The organism is Deinococcus marmoris (genome assembly GCF_001949125.1).
Classification (GTDB): domain Bacteria; phylum Deinococcota; class Deinococci; order Deinococcales; family Deinococcaceae; genus Deinococcus; species Deinococcus marmoris_A.
This window is the reverse complement of the sequence record NZ_MSTI01000070.1, coordinates 1-17,289: the sequence shown is the minus strand read 5'-3', so window position 1 is coordinate 17,289 and position 17,289 is coordinate 1. Positions and strand designations below refer to the sequence as shown.

The 17,289-nt window shown below is 61.9% G+C and carries 15 protein-coding genes and 1 pseudogene; 6 read left to right on the top strand and 10 right to left on the bottom strand.

What is annotated here, in order from left to right:
• Positions 1–128 precede the first annotated feature (128 nt).
• From BOO71_RS10955 to BOO71_RS10920, 8 genes are all read right to left on the bottom strand, one after another.
• Positions 129–890, bottom strand: a complete 762-nt coding sequence (locus BOO71_RS10955) for an endo alpha-1,4 polygalactosaminidase (RefSeq protein ID WP_083653349.1) — start codon at positions 888–890, stop codon at positions 129–131.
• 392 nt (positions 891–1,282) lie between these two features.
• Positions 1,283–3,433 (bottom strand): Agd3-related carbohydrate-binding protein, encoded by a 2,151-nt coding sequence (locus BOO71_RS10950; RefSeq protein WP_075832259.1) that lies wholly within the window; start codon positions 3,431–3,433, stop codon positions 1,283–1,285.
• A 124-nt stretch (positions 3,434–3,557) separates the two neighbouring features.
• Complete coding sequence (locus BOO71_RS10945; protein WP_075832257.1) at positions 3,558–4,466, bottom strand: NAD-dependent epimerase/dehydratase family protein; 909 nt, start codon at positions 4,464–4,466, stop codon at positions 3,558–3,560.
• Entirely contained in the window at positions 4,463–5,233 is a 771-nt protein-coding gene (locus tag BOO71_RS10940) for a nucleotidyltransferase family protein (protein WP_075832255.1), read from the bottom strand. The genes BOO71_RS10945 and BOO71_RS10940 overlap by 4 nt, the downstream gene beginning before the upstream one ends.
• An 85-nt stretch (positions 5,234–5,318) precedes the next feature.
• A complete protein-coding gene (locus tag BOO71_RS10935; protein ID WP_075832253.1) occupies positions 5,319–6,311 on the bottom strand; it encodes an SDR family NAD(P)-dependent oxidoreductase in 993 nt (330 codons plus the stop codon).
• A gap of 47 nt (positions 6,312–6,358) precedes the next feature.
• Positions 6,359–7,693, bottom strand: coding sequence for a hypothetical protein (locus BOO71_RS10930; protein ID WP_075832251.1), 1,335 nt, complete (start codon positions 7,691–7,693; stop codon positions 6,359–6,361).
• A 1-nt stretch (position 7,694) separates the two neighbouring features.
• Positions 7,695–9,158 (bottom strand): GT4 family glycosyltransferase PelF, encoded by a 1,464-nt coding sequence (gene pelF, locus BOO71_RS10925; RefSeq protein ID WP_075832249.1) that lies wholly within the window; start codon positions 9,156–9,158, stop codon positions 7,695–7,697.
• Positions 9,159–9,438: 280 nt separating this feature from the next.
• Positions 9,439–10,137 (bottom strand): response regulator transcription factor, encoded by a 699-nt coding sequence (locus BOO71_RS10920; protein ID WP_075832247.1) that lies wholly within the window; start codon positions 10,135–10,137, stop codon positions 9,439–9,441.
• A gap of 846 nt (positions 10,138–10,983) precedes the next feature.
• Between BOO71_RS10920 and BOO71_RS10915 the strand changes: the two genes are divergently transcribed.
• Positions 10,984–12,261 (top strand): AfsR/SARP family transcriptional regulator, encoded by a 1,278-nt coding sequence (locus tag BOO71_RS10915; RefSeq protein ID WP_075832245.1) that lies wholly within the window; start codon positions 10,984–10,986, stop codon positions 12,259–12,261.
• Positions 12,262–12,322: 61 nt separating this feature from the next.
• Here BOO71_RS10915 and BOO71_RS10910 read toward each other — a convergent pair whose 3' ends face one another.
• A complete protein-coding gene (locus BOO71_RS10910; protein WP_139322893.1) occupies positions 12,323–12,538 on the bottom strand; it encodes a hypothetical protein in 216 nt (71 codons plus the stop codon).
• Between the two features lie 283 nt (positions 12,539–12,821).
• On the opposite strand from BOO71_RS10910, the gene BOO71_RS28745 reads away from it, so the two are divergent.
• From BOO71_RS28745 to BOO71_RS29065, 5 genes and pseudogenes are all read left to right on the top strand, one after another.
• Positions 12,822–13,172: a hypothetical protein gene (locus tag BOO71_RS28745; protein WP_254843126.1), complete on the top strand. Its 351-nt coding sequence runs from the start codon at positions 12,822–12,824 to the stop codon at positions 13,170–13,172.
• A gap of 30 nt (positions 13,173–13,202) precedes the next feature.
• Positions 13,203–14,006 (top strand): transposase, encoded by an 804-nt coding sequence (locus BOO71_RS10905; protein WP_254843125.1) that lies wholly within the window; start codon positions 13,203–13,205, stop codon positions 14,004–14,006.
• A gap of 91 nt (positions 14,007–14,097) precedes the next feature.
• The gene (locus BOO71_RS10900) at positions 14,098–15,246 is read left to right on the top strand and encodes an HD-GYP domain-containing protein (RefSeq protein WP_083653348.1); all 1,149 of its coding nucleotides are present in this window, start codon (positions 14,098–14,100) and stop codon (positions 15,244–15,246) included.
• Between the two features lie 167 nt (positions 15,247–15,413).
• On the top strand, positions 15,414–16,490 hold the full coding sequence (locus BOO71_RS10895) for a GGDEF domain-containing protein (protein ID WP_175607426.1): 1,077 nt from the start codon (positions 15,414–15,416) through the stop codon (positions 16,488–16,490).
• A gap of 73 nt (positions 16,491–16,563) precedes the next feature.
• Positions 16,564–16,959, top strand: a pseudogene (locus BOO71_RS29065) (HD-GYP domain-containing protein); the annotation flags it as partial.
• A 43-nt stretch (positions 16,960–17,002) separates the two neighbouring features.
• Here the strand turns inward: BOO71_RS29065 and BOO71_RS10885 are convergent.
• A partial coding sequence (locus BOO71_RS10885; protein WP_139322892.1) for an integrase core domain-containing protein occupies positions 17,003–17,289 on the bottom strand: 287 nt, incomplete at its 5' end.

The following is a 17,289-nucleotide window of genomic DNA, read 5'->3' as shown; positions in this document are numbered from 1 at the left end:
GCGCTGGACGAGAGATCCCACGCCCTGTGTGGCAAGACTGCGTGTCCCGGCCAAAGCGTGGGCAGACCACGCTATCCAGCCGATTTCCGCAGAGATGCGCAGGAACTGCCTCTTGCACTTCATGTACCTCACAGGGCCGTGAGGTTCCGGACACTGACGAAGGTGCTGACATTCAAGGCCCGTGCCCGCGAGAGCGCCACGCGCCGCTGCTGTGGGGTGCAGGCGTAATCCAGGGCGAAAACCTGGAGACCCTGCGCTCTCACCCGCCGGAGCATCTCGGCGGTGTACGCCAGTTCGTGAGGACGCAGCTTGCGGTACCCATCCTCCCAGGAAGTGGTAAACGATTCAAGCAGAACGGCGTCGATATAGGGAGCCACGTCGGGCAAGAGGTCAAAGCCCCGGTTGGCAAGAATGTACGCGGTGGGATGACGCTTCCTGAGTGACCTCAGGGTTCGGAGCAGTGGCGAGCGGTCCGATGGAAACAGAACCGAGCCGTCCAACGTGTCGAGCAACAACCCATCAAAGTGCTGGAGATGGCATTCGGCGGCGGCGTGCAGGCGCGCCGTCCAGCCTGCGTGCCCGATTTTCACGTACCAGGTCCCCCAGTCGGGATTGCGGGTCTTGCGCGACCAGGCCGAAGGTTCAGGACTGGGATCTTCGCCGACACTCATGTAGGCCAGTACAGTCACGCCCTGATCCCTGAGCCACAGAATATCGGTGGGCGTGTAGTGTTCGGGTTGCAGCACCACCGTGCGGAAGGTCCGGAGCTTGCTCAGACACGCGTGACCGTAGTACACGGCGAAGCTGCGGTGCGGTTGGCGGCGCGGCGCGGCAGGAAGAACCGGGTGGGGTACTCGGCTAACATCGGACCAAATTTCGGGGACAGTCATTGAGACTCCTGCGGGACCGGACGTGGCCCCTGGGGACCACCCGGGCCACTTCGGGCCAGAGTGCGTCCCAGAAACCCTGGCTCTGGACGCATGTGTTCGGGGGGGTGCCGAGATAGACGCGGCGCAAGCTACCGGTTACAACAGGCGAGAACAGGTGTTCCACTGGGCTTCTTGTGCAGTGGAACGGATGCTGCGGATTGAAGGCTACCTTGCCTCCAGTCACCGGAACGACGCCGGCGGCATTGGAACGATGGTTGTCCACCTGGAAGAAGGTTGGCTCCGTGGCTCCCGCCTCGCCCCCATCCACGTGAGGTCGAATGGATATCAGGGACGGGCGGCGTGGTGGTCACCCAGTCGAGCCTGGCTGGGATGCGGCTGAATGACGGACGATCTTACTGGGGCGTGACCGCCACGGTTTTGTTGCCGCTGAGGTTGAGGCTGGCGATCCGGTACGCGCCGTAAACCGTTCCCGAGGTCGCGCCGGTCAGGTTCAGCGGCGCCGTGCCGGAAGCGAGATTGCTCAGGACCACGCGGTTGTTCTTGCGGTCCCAGACACCGCGCAGGGTGCCTGCCGTCTTGGCCTTTTCCTCGGTGGTGTGGCGCTGCATGTACGTTCCCAGATCGTCCCACTTGTACGTGTTCAGTGGCAGGGTGCTGTACTGGCTGTACTTGGTCAGTGCAGCGCGCGCCCAGTCGCTGATCAGGCTCTTACCAGGGGCGTACTGCGCCAGATTGGGCTGGTGCATGTAATGGGGGAAGGCATACCCGCCCAGGATGTGGTTCAGGGTCAGATCGCTGTCCTTGTCCAGGAACTCGGCGTAATTTAGGGCATGATCCCAGTAGGGACGGGTGCCGCCGGGTGCGTAGATACTGTTATAGGACCGCAGCGCCTCATCTGGGGTTGTGACGTGATAATGCATGTTGGTGGGCCAGCGCGGCACCAGGAAAATATTGCTCTTGAGCGGGTGCGGCACCCCGCAGGTGGCGCACGAATCGTCGCGTTGGCTGGCGACGCTGTGATCAGAGGCGATAAAGCGTACCCCGGCATTGACGGCCGCCGAGAGCATGTTGGGGTTGCTGCGGCCCAACCCCAGGTCCTGCTTGACCGGGTTGGTATCGTCGTCGTTGTGGGTGCCGTCATCATTCGGGTCCATGTTGCCCAGACCGCTGTGTTCACCAGTCACCAGACTCTTCTGGCTGAAGGGCAGCCCCAATTTGTTGGCAATCGTCACGTTGCCGCCAATCTGGCCCTTGGCCGTCTTCAGGTCCATCACATCCATCCGCAGATGGTTGCGGGTGTGGTTGACCCAATCAAAGCTGCCCTTGACGCATTTGGTCACGCTGGTCAGCAGATCCGGCGTGCTGATCCCCAGATTGCATGAGGCGGGGGCATTGGTGTTGGCACCGCCACCGTTAAAGACCATTGCGTAGCGGAAGGCGCGGGCCACCGGAAACGCCTGCTCAAGGCTGGTCTGCTGGTCGCGTAACGACAGCATGTCCGAACCGCTCAGGCGGAACGGGGTGGGATACAGTTGCCCCGTCTGGGCATTCAGGTGATCACCATCCAGAAAATAATCGTCGATGTCCACCTGAAGGAAGCGGCGGTGTTCGCCCAGATGGACGCCTCGGGTCAGCCACTGCACCAGCCCGTAGCCCATCAGTTCGGTGTGCAGCAGGTAAGGGTTTTCGGCGGTGGTGATCAGCAGCCGCTCACGTCCGTCAGCGGCGGTGCTGGTGGCGGCCAGCACAAGGCCCTGCGGGTCCAAGAGCAGCGGCGTCGTGATCACCCCCGACACTGCCTCGACAGACGCAGGGTAGCTGTAAGCGTATTGAACGGGCAGGGCCGCACCGGTCAGGTCCTTGAACACGCCTCTCCCAGCGGTGTTCGGGGCCATTGAAGTTGTGGCAGTTTCTGCGCCCGGAACTGCCCGCAGGCCGTAATCCTCGGGCGAGACACCGGGGTAGCCGTAGAGGGCCAGTTGACGCACCTTATAGGCCGCCTCGTACTGGAACAGGGTGTCCCATTCGCTGCTGTCCAATGTGCTGGTGTAGACGCCAGGACTGGTCTCGTTAATCAGTGCATTGGTGGTCAGGATCACGCCCTGGTACTTGCCGCTGCCGTCCGCGTTGATCAGGTTGCCCTGCCCCAGTGGGGCCTGGCTGGCGTCCAGGACAACATAGGGTACGCCGCTCTGTTGCAACATGGCGGTGGCGCTGTCCAGACCGTAATCCCCCGCGCCGCTACTGAGAACCAGCACGCGCAGCTCGACTTTGTCAGTCTGGGCGTTGGCGGGCAGCGCCTGAGCATTCAGTCGGGTGCCCTTGGCAATGGTGGCCTCACCCAGACGGGCGCGGCTGGGCAGCTTGTTGGGGTTGGGTCCAGGCACCAGATAGGTCAGATCGTTGTAGTCGCTGCCGGGAATACTGGACTGATCGGTGTAGCTCAGATCAGCGTCAGGTGAGATTTGCGGCGCAGAGGGGGGGCCACAGGAGGCCAGGAGCAGCGAGAGGGTCAGGGTGGACAGCAGGACTTTGGTTTTCATGGGCAGGCTCCTGGGCAGATGGGGTCATCTGATCGTTCACGGCGATAACGCAAGGGGAAAATGAATCTTGTCAGATGGAGGGGCAGGGTTGACTGGATACGATTGGGGGCGGGAGCAGAGGACTTCAACTCAGCACGCCTGCTCTGGCCTCGGCTGGATTCAGGCCCCGCAGAAGTACGTACAGCGAATCGTGAAAGCTGTGGTGCAGCGTGAAGCCGCTGTCCAGCAGGCGCGAGATGTCGGCCCGCTGATACGGCACGTCGCCGCTGCGGGGGCTGCCGGGGGCGTCTTCCAGAATCTGGCCCCGGAAGCCGGTCAGGGCCACCAGTCCGTCCACCAGATCGCGCACCGGACGTGCCCGCCCGCTGCCCACATTCACCACGCCGCTCAGGTCCGAGGTCAGGGTGTGCAGGACGGCGCGAGCCACATCGTGGGCGTCCACGAAATCGCGCCGTGCCCCGAGTGGGCCAAAACGCACCGTGTCCCGGCCTTCCTGCGCCGCTGCCGACAGTTCGCGGGCGGCGCGGCCCGGCAAGGTGCCCGCACCGATGCCCGCACCCAGTGGATTGGTCAGGCGCAACGCCACAGCCTGAACGTGGCCACTGCGGACGGCCTGTTCAATCAGCACGGTTCCGGCCAGCTTGGATGCGCCGTAGGGCGACAGGGGACAGGCCGGATCGTCCTCGCGTGAGGCGTGACCCTCCGGCACCGCGCCGTATTCGGCAGCGGAGGCCAGATGGACGATCCGAGGGGGGGTGAGACGGCGGAGTACCGCTGCGATCAACCCCTCGACCAGCGTGACGTTTCCAGCATGCAGTTCCTCGGGGCTGCCATGCGTTCGGCCCGCGCAGTTCACCACCGCGTCAGGCGCTGCGCTGTCGAGAAGCCGGTCCCATACCAGCGGTCCCACGTGTGCAAGATCAAGGGTATGCGAGGGTGGGGCGGCCTGGACCTCGAAGCCGCACAGGCTGGCCAGACGGGTTCGGACCTGCTGGCCCAGGAAGCCGTTTGCTCCGAGGACCAGGACATTCATGCGCTTTCTCCCATCACGATCCGCAGTGGGGCGAGCTGATCTGGGGCTGGCACCGACAGGTGGGGCAGGAACTGGTATTGCAGCTCTTCAAACTCCGCGTTGGCGCGGTCGTAGTCCTCAGGCCGCCCGATGTCGAGCCAGTAGCCGCCGAACGCGAACGTCGCTGGTGGCGCGCCCCGGCGCATCAGATCGGTGATCAGCACGTCGACCCCCAGGCTCTGGCCGGGCAGGTACTCCCGCAGCGGCTCACGGCTCACGGCGTACACGCCCATACTCACATCAAAGTCAAAAACCGGCTTCTCACGAAATCCCACGATGTGGCCTGCCTGCACGTCGAGCACGCCGAATTCGCTGCTGACCTGCCGCTGGTACGTGGCCACCGTGAGGGGCGCGTTGCTGTCGAGGTGGCTGTGGTAGAGCGCGGCGAAGTTGATGTCGGTCAGCACGTCGCCGTTCATCATCAGGAAGTGTTCGGGCAGATCGTCCAGGATTGGCAGCAATGGGCCGACTGTTCCCAGCGGATGGTCTTCCATGACATAGCGGACGTCCAGATCAAAGCGTGAGCCGTCACCAATAAAAGCGCGGATCAGGCCACCCATGTGGCCAATAGCGAGCGTAACGCTGGTGACACCGTGGTAGCGCAGTTGCATCAGCAGGACTTCCAGGATCGAATAGCGGTCTCCGATGGGGACCAGTGGCTTGGGAACGCAGGTTGTGAAGGGGCGGAGACGGGTGCCTTTTCCACCGGCCATGATGACTGCATGCATTGCTGTTCCTCCTGTGCCTCCGCGTGTGCGGGCGAGTGGCGAATTTTCAGTGGTCTGAGGGGGATAGATTGGCGATCACAGGCGATCAGACGTTGTACAGCCCGGTCTTATAGCGTTCCAGGTTGTGCGGATGGCTGAACCAGTCGACCGTACGGGCCAGTCCGTCACGCAGGGCCAGGCGCGGCTGCCAGCCTGTGAGATTGCGTAACTCCTGGTTGTCACATACCAGGCGCCGCACTTCGGAGCCAGAGGGACGCAGGCGCTCTTCCTCTTGCTGGATTTGCACGGGCCGGTCCATCACCTCGGCGATCACTTCCGTCAGGTCTCCGATACTGATCTCCTTGCCGCTGCCCGCATTGAGGGTCCGGCCCAGCACCTGCGCCCCGGCACGGCCCACGGCGAGGAAGGCCGCCGCCGTGTCCTGGACAAAGGTGAAGTCGCGCGTTGGGGTCATGTCTCCCAGGCGTAGGGTAGGTACCCCGGCGCTGAGCTGGGCGATGATGTTGGAGATCACGGCGCGCGCAGACTGCCGGGGACCATAGGTGTTGAAGGGCCTGAGCGTGACGACTGGCAGGTCATAACTCAGGGCGTAGCTGCTGACCAGGTGATCGGCAGCAGCCTTCGAGGCGGCATAGGGCGACTGCGGATGAATGGGGTGGGTCTCGCTGATGGGCACTGTACGGGCCGTTCCATACACCTCGCTCGTGGAGGTGTGGATGACGCGCGGCGTCGCGTACTGGCGGGCTGCTTCCAGCACATTGAGCGTCCCGGTGACGTTCGTGTCGATGTAGGATCGGGGGGCCTGATAGGAGTAGGGAATGGCGATCAGCGCAGCCAGGTGATAGACGGCCTGGGCGTCACGCATCAGCCCGGCTACCGAACCTGGATCACGGACGTCTCCTGGCACCACCTCGACCTGGGCGAGCACGTCGGACGGCAAGGCCTCGAGCCACCCCCAGGAACCGAACGAGTTGTACTGCACCATGGCCCGCACGCGCGCGCCGTCTTGGACCAGGGCCTCGACGAGATGCGAACCGATAAAACCCTCGGCTCCAGTGACTGCAATAAGAGATTCCATATCTGTCTCCTTAAATCTGTTGAGGGCGAATGGGGGCGGGGCTGCGATTAGCGGTAGGTCAGGGGGTTCCACAACAGCGCCTTCATCCCCAGCGCCGTGACGGACAGCGTGGCCACTGCACCCAGCAGGGCGGCGTTCTGTGGCTGCGTGGTCTGCACCGTGAGGAAGACCAGACTGCCGAACAGCCAGGCGACGCCAGTCAGCCAGGGGTACCCGGTGTTGCTGATCAACGTGCCCAGGAGCAGCGCGCCGCCGTAGACCAGCAGCGGCAGGGCGGCCACGAGCCCAGCCGGTAATTCCTGCCAGCCCCCAGGCTGCGTCATGGCCAGGTACAGTGTGAGAAGGACAGTCAGAACCAAGAGGTAAAGCGTCAGGACCTGGAGCAAGGCCCGGACGGCGCTGCGCCCCAGGCTCCCCAGGTTGCCGTGCCGGTGGGCCAGCGCGCGCAGGCGGCCATGAAAGATCAGCGACAGCACCTCCATCGCTCCGACACTGACGATCACTGGCAGCAGCGCCGCTGCGCCCAGCCGACTCCACAACGCCGCGCCAAAAACCACAGTCACGAACAGGCCGCAGCTCCAGCCTGCTGTGGCGTGGGCCAGTGGCACGGTCCAGCGCAGGACCGGCAGATGTAACCCCTCGGGCAGGTTCGTCCGTTCGGCGAGGACGAGGAGCGGCAGCGCCGCTGCAAAGGCCACTGACAGCCAGGCGACGTCGGCGTTGACTACCCCTCCCAGAGCAACGGTCAGTAGACAGGCCAGGCTGGGCAGATACACCAGGGCAACGCGCCACGGGCGGCCCAGAATCAGGAGCGCTGCGAAAGCCGCGAAAGCGCTGCCTGCCACCGCTCCCACCAGGGCGGCTGCCAGCACAGGCTGCTGCGTTACCAGCGCGGCCAGGGCGCTCAGCGCAGCGGCGACCGGGAACGTGAGCAGCGTTGCTCCACTCAGGAAACGGTACAGCGGGCGGCCTGATTTGCGGTAACCCAGGCTGGCGAGGCCCTGGCCCCAGCCCCAGCCGAAGACCACCGAAACGATCAGGGCGGTCTGCGCACCTGGATACGGCGCGAGGAGCGGGGCGGCAACCGCCAGCGCCGCACCTGGTAGGGCATACAGCGCGCCGCGTGTGATCAGGTTCCAGGCTGGGAGCAAGGCGGGCAAGGTGGCGGGTCTGGGTTCCCGGTACGGCACGTTCACGAACAGCGCCTCAGCGCACGCGAACACGTTATCCAGGCCGTAACGCTCGCGGGCAATATCGTCGTTCAGGCCATTGGCCTCCAGCGCCGCCGCGATCTCCTCGGGCTGGGTGGCGTGGGCGCAGACGGCATTGAGTTCGCGTCCCAGGCGCGTCAGGGGCGGCAGAGGTGCCAGGGGAGCCGTCATCTCAGCCGCCCACGGCGGCGGACAACGGAGCCGGGCCGGTGAGTTCGGCGTACATGGAGCGGTAAGCGTCAATGCAGTGCTGCAACGTGAAAAGGGTCAGCACCCGGTCGCGTGCGCGGCGGCTCAGGGTGCGGCGCAGCGCGTCGTCTTGCAGCAGTTCCTGACACGCTTCAGACAGCGCCTGAGGATCGCGGGGGGGAACCACCAGCCCGGTATCCCCGATGGCCTCGCGCACGCCGCCCACATCCGTGGCCACCATCGCGCGTCCAGCCGCCATCGCCTCAATCACCGAGTACGGGAAACCCTCTGAAATACTTGATAAGGCCACCACATGTCCTGACTGATACGCCTGCGCCACTGATGGTACGCGGCCTTCGAAGTGTGCCGCGCTGTCCAGGCCCAGGTCATGGATCAGTTGCTGGCAGGCCAGCTCGTAGGCTTCGTTGCCCTGTGGGATAGGGCCGAACATCCGCAGTTGTGCGCTGGGAACGTGACGCTGAAGCAGGGCGTGTGAGCGAATCAAGGTGCTCAGGTCCTTGATGGGGTCAACCCGGCCCACCCAGGCAACCGTCGGCGTGCCTGGCTCGGTGTCGCCGCCTGTAAACAGCTCAGGATTGATGCCGTTGTACACAGGGCGCAGTTTCCGGACGTCGGTTCCGAAGTGCAGTTGCCAGCGGGTGTTGAAGTTCGATGCGGGCGAGATCAGGTCTGCCGCCCCATACGCCGCCTGGGTGAGATGTCTGTAAAAGCGCAGCAGAAACGCCCGCGTGCCCGCCGAGAGGTACGGCGAGGGCGGCGTGAGATAACGTTCGCGAAGGTACATGCCGTGTTCGGTCAGGATGAACGGCGTACCGTAAATGGCCTTGGCGGCGATGGCGGGCAGAACCGACAGCCCGTTGCTCACGGCGTGGGTCAGGTCGCACTCGGGGAGTGGCTGTCCCAGGGGCCGCAGGAGATGCGCGAGCCACATGGTGGCGCTCAGGGCATCGGCCACGGTCGGACGGGGAATGGTGGGAACGCGCCGCACGGTATCCGTCGCAGTGTTCGCAGCGTCACTCCAGACCTGGAGCAGCACCCGTGCATTGCCGGAATCGGCCAGCGCGGCTTGCAAGTCTCCCCGCAGGGCCAGTCGGCTCAGATTCTGAAGTGCTCCAGTGAAATCCGCGCCGGCGTACGGTGCGTCCGAGAGCATGGCCGTGAGCATCTGCGCGTAACTGTCCCGGAAGGCCCCCCGGAAACTTGAACTTGTCGAGCGCGGCGACCTATGTTCCCACAACCCCAGAACGCTGATCTGCCGAACGTTGGGGGGCGTCGCGCAGCGCACCGCTGTACTCGTGCCGGCGAGCGCCACGACATGGAAGTCGATTTCATCCAGGCCCGTGATGAGCTGGTCACACCAGACGCTGACCCCCCCCGCATGCAGTGGATAGGTTCCTTCGGTGAGCAGGGCAACTCTGGTGGTCATCTGACTCCTTTCATGGCTTGGGACCGCTAGAAATCGGTGCCCAGGGCGGGCGCGAGCAAAATGACCTGGCAGAGCCGCTCTGAGCGGCCCGGGTTCCGGGCGTGGTAGACGTCGAGGTCCACGTGAAGACAGGTTTGCAGAGGCGGGGTATTTGGGGGATATTCGGCAGGCATGTGGTTCCTCCTAGATGTTCATCACCGCGCGTTTAGGTGAGGGCAAGACAATGGGAGATGACCGCATCCAGGAGCTGTCACGGAGGCTAGGACGGACGTCGCTGGGTCTACATCAGGGACCGGAGCTGGGTTCTGAGCGCAGCACCGGGATCGGCACGGTGCCGGGTGTAGCGGCGCGCATCCAGGGCGTAGCCTCGCCCCGGATTGCCTCGCAGCATCGGCACTGCTGAATACATATCGAGCTTGCGCCGCATGTTGCCCAGGTGCGCCTGAACGTCGTGGCAGTGGACGAGCGACTCAAGGATGGCGCAGGCCGTGTGTTGCCCAGGACGCTGCATAAGCACTTGCAGGAGCCGGACCTCGGTGGGGGTGAACATCAGGAGTTGCGCGCCGTAGTGGACCGTCTGGTCTTGCAAGTTCATCTGCAAGAATCCCAGCTTCAGGACATTCTGTCCCGCCTCCGGCAGCCAGTCCTTCAGCATTTCGCGGCTTTGATGGGTCAGCGTAGCGGCTTTGAGGTAGCGAACCACATGCTGAGGAGCCAGTATTTGGGCCATTTGATCTTCGGGAAGATCTGGACCAATCACCAGTGTTTGCAAGGGCTGGAGCAGCCGCACACGGTTGATGAACTCTGGCAGAGGCAAATCCTGCGGGCAGAATTCGGTGATGGCCAGCGTGAGCTTGATATAGCGCCCGTGCTGCCTCGGCGCAGCCGCGAGTAGGATATGACACTCGACGCTGTTCAGCAGCCCCGATATCACGTTCAATGTCGGACTGCTTAGTCCGACCAGTAAAACTGTTGCCATAACCCACCTCCCCTACCACTCACCGGCTAAACCACATACTCCGCAAAAAATGAAAAAAATAAAGCATTTGCCATCCAACGGTTCTGATCCACCACCGCCGTCTTTTTCGAAGACTTCCTAATGGACGGCGCTGTGTGAATCAAGTTAATGCAGAGCTGTTATCCCGCTCTGTTCTTATGCTGGACTTCTCATTTTTCCGCTCGATGCATGCAGGACGCCGTATAACGACATTTCCAGCAGAGGCGTTCAAAAATTCTCAGAATCTATCTCCCCTTTAATTAAATTCATCTTAATTTTTTTCTCATCTTTTTTATATTTAAAAGGTTGGAAATTTGCACTGTACGTGAAAAGCAATATGCCAACCCGTACGCCACCAGCGTTGAGGACGTCCTTTTCAACACATGCGTCGGGCTATGGTTGTCTAGTCTCCCATCCGCCCAAAATGAATGTTTGAAAGGGCCTGACATCGAGAATAGATTTGGCATGGCGCTGGGACAGCATTTTTCGGCGAGATGGCCCTCGCAACACAGAGGAACCGAAAGAAATGTACGTTCATTGAGGACAGTCTGATTCGGTTTTGGCTTACTTCTCAGAGTGTGTGGAAAGCTATAGAATTTATTTCCCCCGGAGTCATCCCTCGCCCCAAGATTTGCGATGGCGTTACGTGACACTGCGTAAATCTTATTCTCATTTAATTTCCGCGTCGTGTCGCTGTGGATCTCATGGTCAGTTGAGTTACATGAGAGGTATAGAAATAGGTTGGAAGCCCCATTTCGGTACAGGGCTTCGAAAAGCCTTTCTGGCAGCCCATGGCGGTGAAGTGCATTGCACTCGGGACAGTGACTTATGCAGCGCAGCATCACAACATTTGGCCAGCAACGAATCACTGTGGATGGCAGGGTTGTCCTGTGGACAGCCCCTGTGGCTCAGCGCCTTTTTTACCTCTTGCTGGCCCATCCCGATGGAACCACCCGTAACGCTCTGATTCACCAGATGGGGGTAGTTGAAAATAGCTTTAGGGTGATCCAGCACCGACTCCGGCAGGCGCTGGGACATCAGGACGCAGTTATGGAACGGGAAGGGCGCTATTTTCTGGCTCCGGCATATTACCAGAACGTGGATTATCTCCTATTTGAGGACGCTCTGCGCCGAGCCAAGTGTGCCGGGGACCGTGAGCAGCGGCTGCGGCACCTCTACGAGGCCATGAGTCTGTATGAGGGCGACTTCCTTCCCGACTACACCGATGATTGGGCCGAGGAAATCCGCACGACTCTGCGGGCCGCCTACGTGCGGGCCAGAATGGAAGCCGCCTCCCTGCACTGCGCGGCGGTTGAATGTCACTCTGCTGTCCGAAACCTTGCCACGGGCCTGGCGTCTGACCCTCTGGGTGGTGAACAGTTTCACCGGAATCTGATGACCTGTCTTTGCAGTTTGGGCCGGGCGGACGACGCCACTTCGCACTACCGCCGATTTCTCGGTTTTATCCAGAGCGAGGTAGGCGATATGCCTGCCCGTACAACCATGCAACTGGCCGTGCAGATTCGCGACGATCTGCCGCATGCGGCTCTGTCTATCGGCTCTCACCTTCCCTGTCAGAGACGGCTCCTCTACGGTACGCCACCAGTGGATGAAAAATCACATCATCTTGATCTGGCCCATCTAGAACACGAAATCCAACGCGGCAAGCAGATGCTGACACTGCTGCAAAAAATGACATCCGCCCGCGATTGGAAATCTCTGGCGTGTTGCGTGCAGCATTTTCTAAGCACGCACATTGGTACACCCTACGTTTGGCTTCATCCTCATTGTCCTTCAGTGCATGCCGCTCAGGAATTCAGGCCAGAAGACCTTAATGGGGCTGGCTGGCCTGCACAGGTGACCGCAGCCTTCCAAGCCATGAATCCGGCAGCACCATCGGCAACAGAGAGCGATAGACCCAAATTCAGCGATGTAAAGGCCACAATATATTTGATTGGTCCTACCCATCAGCCGCCGCTGGCCCGGCTGTACATCGCGCGCCAGGATGAAGAACACAGACGCGTTTCCAGTGATACGGAACTGCTGGCGCAGGTTGTGAGTGCGCTCACCGATGTACTTTCTCAGTCGCGGTGGTTGAGCCGGTAAACGGTTTTCTGGCTTGACCTGGAGTAGTTGTTCAGCTGGCCAAGCAGATCAACCCTTACGGTCAGATGGGCACTGATGCCAGACGGACAGCGGAGGCAGGCGTCACGTCGATATACATTACGCTGGCGCAATTGACGACGTACAGACGATCCTCAATGATAAATTCGAAACTACCACTGCCTGCCTTGAGCTTTTCACGCAGGTCTGTGACCTGAGAGGCAGTGGTTTCTTTGATATGAAGAGTCTGTCCCTCATGCATGACAATTGTCATATTCATGTTTCAGCCTAGCACCCCGTTCAGGCTTTGATTCAGAAGAGATTTGGGCCTGCGCCGCTATTGCGGTTCTTCCGTTGATTCCGTGCCGTCTGTCGGTGTGCTATCTGAGGGTCGACTGTAAGCATGTCAGGCCGCACTTGGCGCTGGGAAATCTCGTTCCTGGAGCGTTCGCAGCACAGAGTGTATCCACCCACTGCCCGTCAGAGATTCCATCCTGACCTGGACCGGTTTTTGGCAGTGGCTCAGAGCTCAGTACCCGACAGTTTTAGAGGGGGCTTGAAATTTGTCGTCCAGTACGCGAGAACAGAGCGCGTCTCCCAATGCCCTGAAATCGCTGAGTCTCTGCTTCGTTTCTCACTTCCCCGCCTACCGAAAAAATCAGGTGGAACTGCTCGCCCTGCTTGTTCTGGCGTTGATCGGGTCCAAAGACGTTTGCCACGCGGCACTGGCCGAGCGTTGCCCCGGCAACGCTCAAACGGCTTCCATCATCCGCCAGATTGAGCGCTTTTTTCACCAGCACCCCTTGTGTCCTTTGGATGTCGCCCGTCTGGTGCTGGCCCTGCTCCCTGACGGAAAACGGCGGGAGTTCAGCCTGGACCGCACATTCTTGGGCAGAACAGACTGTCGCCTCTGAGATAGCACCCGTATGGGGCTACTCCTCCCCATGAGGACGCTTGCCCGCAACTGGACATTGGGGAAGACTGACGTGAATGCACTGGTGCTGGCTGTTCACTGGCGGGGCGTGGCCGTACCACTGCTGTTCGAGCTGCTGCCGCACAGCGGCAACAGCGGGACGAGGACCCGGCTGACCCTGCTGGACGAGGCGCTAACGCTGCTGGACTGCTGCGACGTTGCCACGATCTATGCAGACCGGGAATTCATCGGCCAGGCGTGGATTCAGGGATTGGCTGAGCGTGGGCTCCCCATCACGGTGAGACTGCGGGTGGATGCGAGCATTGATGATCTGCCTGCGGGCGAGTGGCTGGAGGGACTCCAACCCGATGAAAAAGCCATGCTGATCGACAATGCCGTGGTCTACGGCTTGCCGATGAACGTGGTTCTGACGCGGACAGATCAGGGGGAACCCCTGACTGTGGCAAGCAACGCCACCAAGGGCCAGCACATTCTGAAGGGGTACCGCAAACGCTGGGAAATCGAATGTCTATTCAGAGCACTCAAAACCAAGGGCTTTCGATTGGAAAACACCCACATGACGCTTCCGGCCCATGTGACGCGGCTGCTCTGTTTGCTGACCCTGGCGTATGTCTGGAGCGTCCTGGTCGGCATCGCCCAGGAGACTGCCCTTAAAACACACGGACGGCGGGCGTGGAGTGTCGTGACCCTGGGCCTCCAGTCGCTCGTCCGGGCGTCTTTCCGTCAAGTCGGGGCTTCAGGAGATGAACTGCTTGATCTGATTCAACTCTGGATGCCGCACCAGACGATAGGAGCAGAAACTGTCGGGTACTGAGGTGTTGCCGGAAAGCTAACGGTCTTTGACAGAGACGTTGGTTCGTCAGCACCGTGATGGTCTTGTGAGCGGCAGGCTTTATGCTGAGTTTATGGCTTTCTCCGCAGCGCACACCCCGCGCGTGTCTGACCTGCCCTCACATGACGACGTCCGCATCACAGCGGCCCAGTCGGTCCTGACCCTGACCCAACTCATCATCTCCGCCCCGGACCTGGCCAGCGGCGTGACCCCCACCCTGGAACATCTGGTCACCCACACGGCCGCAGTGGGATCGGCCTATTTTCAAGTCAGCGGCACGCAGGCCCTGAACTATCAGGTGCGCGCCGCGTGGGGCGAGATGCCGAAGACCCTGGAAATGCAACACCTGGCTGTTCATGGCCTGCCTGCGGACACGCCGCTGATGCGGGCGCTGGTTTCCAGCGCCCGCCCACTGTTCTTCGATGACACCGCCGCCGCCCCCCAGACAGTGGGCTTCCCCGAACTGGGGGTGGCCAGTCTGGCGGCCTGTCCGGTCTGTGACGCCGGGGGCCGCCTGCTGGGCGCATTTCTCATGCACACCCTGGAGCCGCACCGCTGGCAGGCCGAGGAGGCCGCGCTCTTCAGCATGGTGGCGGGCACCATTGCCGGTCTGGCGGGCCGTCTGGCCGCCGATGAGCAGGCGGTGCAGGCGCGTGAGGCCGCCCTGCGCGCGCTGGGGTTGGCGTTAGAGGCACGTGATGGGGAGACCCGGGGCCATACGGACCGGGTCACTGTGCTGGCGCTGCGGATGGGGACAGCCCTGTCCTGGGGTCCGGCGCAACTTCAGGCGTTGCGCTGGGGCGCGTATCTGCATGACATTGGCAAGATCGCCATTCCGGACGCCGTGCTGCTCAAGCCGGACAAGCTGAGTGGTGCGGAGTGGACGGTGATGCGCTCGCATGTGGAGGCGGGGCTGCGGTTTGCCGCAGCCTTGGGGTTTCTCCCCGCAGCAGCGCTGGATGTGATCGGCGATCACCATGAGCGCTGGAATGGTCAGGGGTATCCAGCGGGGAAAGCGGGTGAGGCCATCAGTCTGGAGGGGCGGATTTTTGCGTTATGTGATGTGTACGACGCGCTGACGAGTCCGAGGCCGTACAAGGCAGCATGGACCGCAGAGCAGGCGCTCGCGGAGATCGAGTTGCAGGCAGGTCAGCATTTCGATCCTGAGCTGGTACAGGTGTTCAGCGAGATGATGACTGCGGACAGGTCACACGCCACCTGAGGCCCAAAGGCGCTCGCGCAGGACGTTGTGTTCAGAAAGATGGAGGTGCCCGTGACCTGTTGCGGTGCAGCATCATCAGTTGTCTGTAATCATCGTCATTTCTTGAGCGTGGAGCCTGGGTTCACTTGCACCCGCTGGCCATCCATTCTCTGTTTCTGGAGTCCCCCTTGCCGGACCTAACCACAACTTTACTGTTGCGTTACCGCCGTCTGGTGCAGGCGCTGGCCTCCCTGGCCCGTAACAGCCACGGGGTGGAAGCAGTGGTGCGCGCCGTCCACGAGCAGACAGGAACGCTGTTCCCCGGTCATGCCACTCTGCTGGCCCTGCGACAACCGGCAGGTGACTGGCTATGGGAACTGTACGAGGGAAATCGGCGCTATACCCAGCGCCTGCCGTTCTATCCTGACGGCGTTATCGAGAGCGTTCTGCACGGTGAGGCGCTGTCGGTTCCCGACATTTACGCCTACCTGGATGCACACCCAGCCCGGATGCGGCGGCTGCTCGACGATGATCAAGTCATTCTGGACATCGCAGGGAAATATGAGCAACCGGACCAGCCCACCCTGTCCATGCTGTTCGTGCCGCTGGAAGTTCGTAGGGAACGGATGGGCGTGCTGTCCATTCAGAGTTATGAGGTGGATGCCTTTGACGACACCGATCTGGAGTTCCTGGAATTGCTGGCCCAGCACGTCTCGATTGCGCTGGAAAACGCAGCCCTGCGCGAAGAACTCGGACGGCTCACCCGGACCGACGCTCTGACGGGGCTGCCCAACCGCCGGGCTTTTCACGACGATGTGGCCCTGGCGCTGGCCGCCGCCCGCCGCGAGGGCCAGACCCTGAGCCTGGTGATGCTCGACGTCCACGAATTCAAGCTGATCAACGATGGGTTTGGGCATCAGGTGTGCGACGCGGTGCTGGCCACCCTGGGGCAGGTGCTGAGCCAGACCTTCCCGGCGCCGGACATGGTGTTCCGTCTGAGTGGGGATGAGTTTGCCCTGCTGGTGTGGGAACCGGAAACGCGGCTGGAGGACCTGGGCAACCGGCTGACGGATGGACTGCGGGCCGCAGACTGGCCGCCGGGTCCTGGCCCGGTCTGTCTTCAGGGGGGTGTGGCGCAGCCCCCACCGGATGCGGGAATTGAGGAGTGGCTGTCACTGGCCGACGCGCGGATGTATCAGGCCAAGCAGCGACGTGTGGTGGGCCGTCAAGTGAACTGGGGCCTCGATTTCGGGATTGAGTACTGAGCAGTCCTTTCATCTCCGTTGAACCTTTCTCCCATTCAGACGGCTGTGAGGTTTGCGCTGTTACGTTGCCGCCATGTTCTCTGACAAGCTCTATCTCGCTGACTTGGGCGTTGGCAAGGACGTTGTAGACGGTCGGCAGACCACCCTCGCTGACCGTCTGGCCGTTGATGAGCGGGCCAGTGCGGCGTGTGAGGCCGCCCTCCGAGTGCTGGGCCTGGCGCTGGAAGTGCGCGACGGTGAGACGAAGGGCCACACGGACCGGGTGGCCGCCCTGGCCATGAGGATGGCGGAGGCGCTGTGCTGGTCTCCCTCCCAGACGCGGGCGTTGCGCTGGGGCGCGTACCTGCACGACATCGGCAAGATCGCCATCCCTGACGCGGTGCTGCTCAAACCTGGGGCGCTGGATGCGGGCGAGCGGGCCGTGATGCGCTCACACGTCGGCGAGGGTCTGCATTTCGTTGCCGCGCTGGGCTTTTTGCCGGCCACTGATCTGTCAAGTGTTTGGTGGAGGCTCAGTTCGGGATGGGGGCTTGCTCCTCAAAGGCCGCCGGGGACCGGTAGCCTAACGCGGAGTGACGACGCTGGCGGTTATAGAACACCTCAATCCACTCGAAGACCTCCGTTCGTGTTTGGGCACGACCCCACTGCGCCTTTCCAAGTTCCAGTTCCGTCTTCAACGTCGCGAAAAAGCTCTCCTGAACGGCGTTATCCCAGCATTCTCCTTTCTCGCTCATGCTCTGAACCGCGTGCAGTCTGTCTAGCGCCTCCTTGTAGACCTCACTCGTGTATTGGCTCCCCC